7 protein-coding genes and 1 pseudogene are annotated in these 6640 nt (G+C 68.3%); 6 read left to right on the forward strand and 2 right to left on the reverse strand.

Annotated elements, in window-relative coordinates; all coding sequences use genetic code 11:
* Window positions 1-64 precede the first annotated feature (64 nt).
* The 3 genes from ACYF6T_RS41060 to ACYF6T_RS41070 all read left to right on the forward strand — a co-directional run bounded on the left by ACYF6T_RS41060 (window position 65) and on the right by ACYF6T_RS41070 (window position 3158).
* On the forward strand, window positions 65-868 hold the full coding sequence (locus ACYF6T_RS41060) for an alpha/beta fold hydrolase (protein ID WP_461703071.1): 804 nt from the start codon (window positions 65-67) through the stop codon (window positions 866-868).
* A 92-nt stretch (window positions 869-960) separates the two neighbouring features.
* Window positions 961-2223, forward strand: coding sequence for an aminotransferase-like domain-containing protein (locus tag ACYF6T_RS41065; RefSeq protein WP_461703080.1), 1263 nt, complete (start codon window positions 961-963; stop codon window positions 2221-2223).
* A 251-nt stretch (window positions 2224-2474) separates the two neighbouring features.
* Complete coding sequence (locus ACYF6T_RS41070) at window positions 2475-3158, forward strand: GtrA domain-containing protein (RefSeq protein ID WP_461703072.1); 684 nt, start codon at window positions 2475-2477, stop codon at window positions 3156-3158.
* Here the strand turns inward: ACYF6T_RS41070 and ACYF6T_RS41075 are convergent.
* A complete protein-coding gene (locus ACYF6T_RS41075; RefSeq protein WP_461703073.1) occupies window positions 3137-3385 on the reverse strand; it encodes a hypothetical protein in 249 nt (82 codons plus the stop codon). The genes ACYF6T_RS41070 and ACYF6T_RS41075 overlap by 22 nt on opposite strands.
* A gap of 344 nt (window positions 3386-3729) precedes the next feature.
* Here ACYF6T_RS41075 and ACYF6T_RS41080 point away from each other — a divergent pair, with 344 nt between their 5' ends.
* From ACYF6T_RS41080 to ACYF6T_RS41090, 3 genes are all read left to right on the forward strand, one after another.
* Window positions 3730-4626: an alpha/beta hydrolase gene (locus ACYF6T_RS41080; RefSeq protein ID WP_461703074.1), complete on the forward strand. Its 897-nt coding sequence runs from the start codon at window positions 3730-3732 to the stop codon at window positions 4624-4626.
* Window positions 4623-5072 (forward strand): MarR family winged helix-turn-helix transcriptional regulator, encoded by a 450-nt coding sequence (locus ACYF6T_RS41085; RefSeq protein WP_461703075.1) that lies wholly within the window; start codon window positions 4623-4625, stop codon window positions 5070-5072. Before ACYF6T_RS41080 ends, ACYF6T_RS41085 begins: the two co-directional genes overlap by 4 nt.
* 250 nt (window positions 5073-5322) lie before the next feature.
* On the forward strand, window positions 5323-5580 hold the full coding sequence (locus ACYF6T_RS41090; protein WP_461703076.1) for a DODA-type extradiol aromatic ring-opening family dioxygenase: 258 nt from the start codon (window positions 5323-5325) through the stop codon (window positions 5578-5580).
* A 483-nt stretch (window positions 5581-6063) separates the two neighbouring features.
* Here the strand turns inward: ACYF6T_RS41090 and ACYF6T_RS41095 are convergent.
* A pseudogene (locus ACYF6T_RS41095) lies at window positions 6064-6640 on the reverse strand (epoxide hydrolase); the annotation flags it as partial.

Consider the following 6640-nt stretch of genomic DNA (forward strand, 5'->3'; position numbering starts at 1 on the left):
CGGCCGGCGCTCACGGACAGGCGCTGGCTCATCGCAGGCACAGCCCTCGTGAGGAGGCCGCGTCGTGCCCTTCGTCAAGGTCAATGGGGTTCGCCTGTCCTATGAGCGTTCCGGCCGAGGTCATCCCGTGCTCCTCGTCATGGGAACCGGTGCCTCCGGCCGCGCCTGGACCACGCACCAGACTCCCGCCCTGCAGCGCGCGGGCTACGAGACGATCACCTTCGACAACCGCGGGATACCACCCTCGGATGCTCCGCCCGGAAGGTACACACTCGACGACATGGTCGCGGACACGGTGGGTCTGATTGAGGCCCTGGACCTGCCACCGTGCCGCGTCGTGGGCGTGTCCATGGGAGCCATGATCACGCAGGAGATCGCGGCCGCCCGCCCCGAGTTGCTTTCCGCCGCGGTGCTCATGGCCACGAGGCTCCGTTCCGACGCGCTCCGCCGCGCAATGCACCGGGCCGACCAGGAACTGGCCGAGAAGGGCATCCGCCTGCCCGCCTCGTACAGCGTCGTCGCCTCGGTCCTCCAGATGCTGTCGCCGAAGACGACGAACGACGACGACGCCGTCAGCAGATGGCTGGATCTCTTCGAACTGACTTACGATCCGACACCGCCGGGCGCGGGACAGGTGTGGGTCGACTTCCTCGAAGACCGACGTCACGTACTGAGCGGCGTCACCGTCCCGTGCCGCGTCATCGCCTTCGCGGACGACGTCATAACCCCGCCGCATCTGGCCGCCGAGGTGGCCGGGACGATCCCCGGCTGCGACTACGTCGAGATCGCCGACTGCGGACATCTCGGATTCCTGGAACGCCCCGAGGAAGTCAACGCGGCGATCATCGGCTTCCTCGACAAGTTCTGAACGGCGAAGGGACATCACATACCGTGAGTGACACCTGGGCCATCAGCAAGGGCGATCTCCACCCCGCCGTCTCGGACCCGGTCCTGGACACCATGAATTTCCTGAACGAGGTGACGTTCCGTCACCCCGACGCGATCTCGTTCGCGCCCGGACGCCCCTATGACGGCTTCTTCGATATCGAGCAGATCTTCGGACACATCCGCCGCTACCTCAAACACCTCGAACAGCAAGGACAGACACCGGAGCAGGTGCGTGACGCCCTGTTCCAATACGGCCCGACTGCGGGCCGGATACGGGACCTGATCGCCGAGTCACTGCGCCTCGACGAGGGCATCGACGTGCCGCCGGAGGCGATCGTGGTCACCGTCGGATGCCAGGAGGCCATGTTGCTCGCCCTGCGCGCGCTGGTGTCGGGCCCGAAGGATTCCCTTCTGGTGTCGAGCCCGTGCTATGTGGGGATAACCGGCGCCGCCCGCCTGTTCGACATCGGCGTCACCCCCGTCGTCGAACGCGAGCACGGCCTCCGGTGCGCGGACGTGGAGGCGGCGTTCCACGCCGAGAGGGCCCTCGGCCGACACCCGCGTGCCTTCTACGTCATCCCCGACCACTCGAACCCGTCCGGGGCGACCATGCCCCTGGAAACGCGGCGACAACTCCTCGCGCTCGCTGATCGTCTGGACCTCGTGATCCTTGAGGACAGCCCCTACCGGCTGGTAAGCCCGGGAACCCAGGTCCCCACGCTGAAGTCGCTCGACGTCGACCGCCGGGTCGTCCACCTCGGCTCGTTCTCCAAGTCCCTCTTCCCCGGAGCGCGCCTCGGCTTCGTCGTCGCGGACCAGCTCGTCGTCGATGGCAACGGCAGTGTCAGCCTGCTCGCCGACGAACTGGCCAAGATCAAGAGCATGGTGACGGTCAACACCTCGCCGATCAGCCAGGCCGTCGTGGCGGGCATGCTCCTGTCCGCGGGCGGAGGGGCGACGGCGATCAACCAACAGACCTCCGCGTACTACGACGCCACGATGCGGACAACGATTCGCACACTGGCCGCCCACTTCCCGCCGGATCGCCGAGCGGCACTGGGTGTGGGCTGGAACGAACCAGCGGGCGGCTTCTTCCTGAAGGTGTCCGTACCATTCCCGGCCGACGAAGCCGCACTCACGCGTTCCGCCCAGGACTTCGGCGTCATCTGGACTCCCATGTCGTACTTCTATCCCGAGGGCGGTGGGCAACACGCGCTGCGCCTGTCCACCAGCTATCTGACGCAAGCGGACATCGAAGAGGGCATCGCTAGGCTGGTCCGCTTCATCGAGGCGGAGTCGCGGAGCCGTACGGGCCAGCTACAGCAGCAGAGTTGACGCGGCGCCAACCCGTACCGCCCTCCTTCCGCCTCCGCTTTCTGCACCGTACGCGTGCCTGCGCCCATGGTGGTGTTCGCTATACCCCCCATCGGGAAGCGCACTTCATTGTTCCCGGGAGCACCCGGCGGGATGGTTGAAGCGGCTGATCACACGGGTCGCCGTTCTCCGCCCGGAGGGAATCCATCATGACATCGCCGCTCTCGTCCGAGCCCGGGACGGCACGTGCCACACCGCGGACGGAGATGCTGATGGAGGACGCGCGCAAGCGGCCGGCTCCTTCTCATCCGTTCGTCTCTTTCCTCCGGTTCGTGGTGTACGGCGGAAGCGTCGGTCTCGTCTGCGGCCCATCCGTGGCGCTGCTCGCCCTTCTGATGCCCTGGCCCATGGCGAACGCGATCGTCACGGTCACCTCCACTCTGCTCTGCACGGAGATCCACGCCCGCTTCACCTTCAGGACCGGACGGCGCGCCGGATGCCGTCAGCATTGGCAGTCCGCCACGTCTGCTGCCGCCGCCTATGCGACGACCTCGACCGCCGTGTTCCTCCTGCACACCGTGGAGCCGTCCGCCGGGGTGTTGTGGGAGCAGAGTGTCTACTTCGGTGCGTCCGCATGTACCGCTGTCGGGCGATTTCTTGTGCTGCTGCTCTTCGTCTTCACCATCCGTAACGGAACCATCACCCGCTCGGTGAACCTCGGCCGGTCGAGCCCGCCTTGCAACGCCGCGTCCCCGTCGTGGCCATCTGGACCGGCTTCCGTCCGCGCGACTGCGGAGAGCGCCGACGATGGCACGGAGAGCCCGACTGACGGGCCCCTTCTTCCGCACGACACACGGGCTCGGCTCATCCGCGTTCGCGGACCTCGAAGGGAGAAGACCGACGCTTCCGACGCTACAAGCGTGCTTGGGCTGCCTCACGCGGAGATCAGATGCTGAGGGGAAGCAGTGGCCGTGGCCGCGCCGTCCGGCAGTACCGGGTTCGGCGGTTGTTCGGGAGCGAGGTCGGCGGCCATCGCGCGGACGGTCATGGCCGTGGTCGCCGGTGCTTCGCGTGCGGCCTGCGCCTCGCGCGGTCGCGCGGCGAGGTTGGCGCCCTGTTCGGCCAGTTGCCGTTCGCGAAGGTCGATTCCGTCCAGAAGTAGCTGGATGACGACGTGGGTCATCACACCTCCCCGTCATCGGGCGGGCGTGCCGGCCAGGCGGCAGGGCGCGCTCATACTCGCGCGCGAGGCGTCGTTCCAGCCTTCGCGGGCGCGGAGGCGCTCGTCGCGGCCATGGTCGACCGGCTTGGTGCTGCCTGCCCCTACCCCGTCGCGATCACACCCCGCACACGAAGAAGCCCCTGCTCATCGAGCAGGGACTGCCGTCGTCACAACGCACCGAGGCGCGCAGTGGCTCGGGTCCCGGGCAGAGGGCGCAGGACGGTCCGGTTCGGCGGGTTGTGCGCCGCCGTGCCTGCCGCAGGATCACACGAGTCGAGAACATAGATTAGTGCTAATGTATTTTCATGACTAAGGCGCAACGCCAAGCGGTCGTCGAGGCGGTCAGGGACGCTCCGATCGACTTGGGCGGCGAACTGGAGCCTCTCCGCCTGGAATTCGAGGCCCTGCTCGCCTCCCGCCCGGTCCCTGGGGACGTAGTGGCCGTACCAATCGAATTGGGGCCCGTCTCCGGGCTACGGATCTCGACCGACGCGACCGTGGCAGGCCGCACTGTTCTGTTCGTGCACGGGGGCGGGTTTGTCGTCGGCAGCGCGGTCGGAGCCGTCGGTCTCGCATCGGCAGTGGGCGGGGCGGCAGGCACGGAGTCGATCGCGGTCGACTATCGGCTCGCACCCGAGCATCCGTTCCCCGCGGGGCTCGATGACGTCGTCGCCGCTTACACCGCTTTGATCGACAGCGGAACACCAGCAAGCTCCATCGCGATCGCGGGCGAGTCGGCCGGAGGCAACCTCGTGCTCGCCACGCTCGTCGCGCTCCGCGACCGCGGCCTGCCGCTGCCGGCGTGCGCTGTAGTGATGAGCCCCTTCGTCGATCTGACCCTGGGAACCTCCTCCCGAAGCGGCAGGGCGCAGTTCGACCCCGCACTGTCGACATCCGCTCTGCGACGGCGGATCTCCGAGTACCTCGGTGACACGGACCCCCATCACCCCCTGGCCAGCCCGCTGCTCGCGGATCTGCGTGGCCTGCCGCCACTGCTCGTGCAGGTGGGCTCGTACGAGGTGCTTCTCGACGACGCGCTCGAACTGGCGCGCAAGGCGGCCCACGCGGACGTCGACGTCGCCCTCGAGGTCACGGCCGGTGTTCCGCACGTCTTCCAGACCCGTGCGGCCGTACTGGACGAGGCCCGTGAGGCGATCGAGTCCGTCGGCCGGTTCATCGACCGCCACACCCAACGCCCGTGACCAGCGCCGACGCCGACAATTCCGGTCGCGACTGGCGCGCCTTCGATGATCTCGTGCGGTTTGAGACCGTCCTTTGGGCCCGAGTGGACGCGGCGCTGCGCTCCGAAGCGGGACTGACACTGGGGGACCTCTCGGTGATGACGGTCGTCGCCGGACTGAACGGCTGCAAGGTCAGTGATCTCGTGCGGGCGCTCGCGATCACGGTCGGGGGCGCGAGCCAGGCGGCGGACCGGGTCGTCCGCCGGGGACTGTGCGAGCGCCGCAGCGACCCCACCGACGCCCGCGCGTCCATCCTGGTCCTCACCGCCGACGGACGCGGTCAACTGGCGAGAGGACGACCGGTCGCCGACCGGGTCCTGCACGAGCACTTCTCGGTACTCGGTGAAGCGACCGGCAACATGTTCCGTGAAGCACTGCGCCTGCTCCGCACCGCTGCGCTCGACTGATCCCGGGTACGGTGCCCCTGGCGGATAGCGATTCGTGCGCCGGCCGGAACGTGCCGGGCAGCTGACTCCGGCGTGGTGGGCGAGGCGGACGCCGGGTGCGACACAGGCAAACCCGCCTCCGCCGTACCGCCCAATCGGGCTGCAACATCCGCCTCGCCGGCTCCCGTCGCCGCCCCTCAGCCTTTCGGCGTCGGGCCCGGGCACGCCTCCGGTCTGCGACTTCGGAGGCTTCGCCCAGGGTTACTTCCGGATGACCTACGCGACACAGGACGCCGGTGCGCTGGCCGACCGGGTCGCGGCCTCGATGCCGGACAGCGAAACAGTCCATCAGCACACCAGCCGCGGCCTGGACCACGGCACATGGGTCCCGCTGAAGACCATGTACCCCTACGCCGACGTCCCTGCTCTGCAGATGTCGCTTCCCCCAGGACCAGTTCGTGCACAACGTCGTGCCGTCCTGGTCCGCCCACTTCGACGCCTGGGCGGCGGACGCCCTCGCTCGTGGTGACACCGACACCTTGGCCGGCTACCGCAGCCTCGCCCCCGCAGGCACTTCGCGCACCCGACCGTTGAGCACTACACGCCCATATTCGTCACCCTCGGGGCCGCGACCCAAGTCGCTTGATCCGAGCCTGCCGAAGAACCGCTCGCAGTTCCGTGATGACACTCACTGACCTGGCCGCCCCGGAGGAAAGACCGCCGTCTCCGCTCAGAACACGGTGACCCACCACTCTCGGATGCGGCGACACCGTGCGAAGTTGATGACATTGGATGTGGTCGTGGTCATAGCCAGGGCACCAGGCCTCATCGCTCTGTTTCGTTTACGCCCTCCAGCGACCCCGTCTGCTCGCGAACCGCTCCGTCGTGGTGTCGCCCTGGCCGCCGGCTGCGCACTCGCGGCGGCGCCACTGATCACGAGAGAGGACGACGATCTCCATGAGGGCGGCGAAGACACGGACGACGAGCCTCCTGGAGGCAGTGGCACGGACAGTCAGCGGAACAGGCGGAAGAACCCGCGCACCTGCTCGACCAGCGACTCCGGCTGCTCCAGCGCGGCGAAGTGACCACCATGCGGCAGCTCCTCGAACCAGCGCAGGTCGGTGAACCGCAGCTCGGCCTCCCGCCTCGACGGGCGGGTTATGTCACGCGGGTAGACCGACAGCCCGGACGGCGCGGTCACCTTGTCCCGGAAGTGGGCGAAGCTCTCCCAGTACAGGCGCGCCGACGAGGTGGCCGACGCGGTGAACCAATAGACCGAGATCTCCTCCAGGATCGTCTGCCGCGACAACGCGTCCTCGGGATGGCCGTCGTTGTCCGTCCACGCCCAGAACTTCTCGGCGATCCAGGCGGCCTGCCCCGCCGGGGAGTCGGTGAGACCGTAGCCGAGCGTCTGCGGCCGGGTCGCCTGGATCGCCGAGTACCCCCGTCCGGTGCGCTGCATTTCTTTCTCGGCCTCGAGATTCGCCAGCTCCCCCGGCGTCGGGTCGTCGAACGTGCCCGCCGCCACGGATCCCAGGTTCAGGTGCACGCCGGCGACCCGCTCGGGCGCCACCTCGCCCAGCACCGCT

The organism is Streptomyces sp. 7R007 (assembly GCF_054850255.1).

Excerpts from the sequence above, each read along its gene's own strand:
- ACYF6T_RS41070 (WP_461703072.1), top strand. The coding sequence starts at position 2,475 with ATGGAGGACGCGCGCAAGCGGCCGGCTCCTTCTCATCCGTTCGTCTCT.
- ACYF6T_RS41080 (WP_461703074.1), top strand. The coding sequence starts at position 3,730 with ATGACTAAGGCGCAACGCCAAGCGGTCGTCGAGGCGGTCAGGGACGCT.
- ACYF6T_RS41090 (WP_461703076.1), top strand. The coding sequence starts at position 5,323 with ATGACCTACGCGACACAGGACGCCGGTGCGCTGGCCGACCGGGTCGCG.
- ACYF6T_RS41075 (WP_461703073.1), bottom strand. The coding sequence starts at position 3,385 with ATGACCCACGTCGTCATCCAGCTACTTCTGGACGGAATCGACCTTCGC.
- ACYF6T_RS41065 (WP_461703080.1), top strand. The coding sequence starts at position 961 with ATGAATTTCCTGAACGAGGTGACGTTCCGTCACCCCGACGCGATCTCG.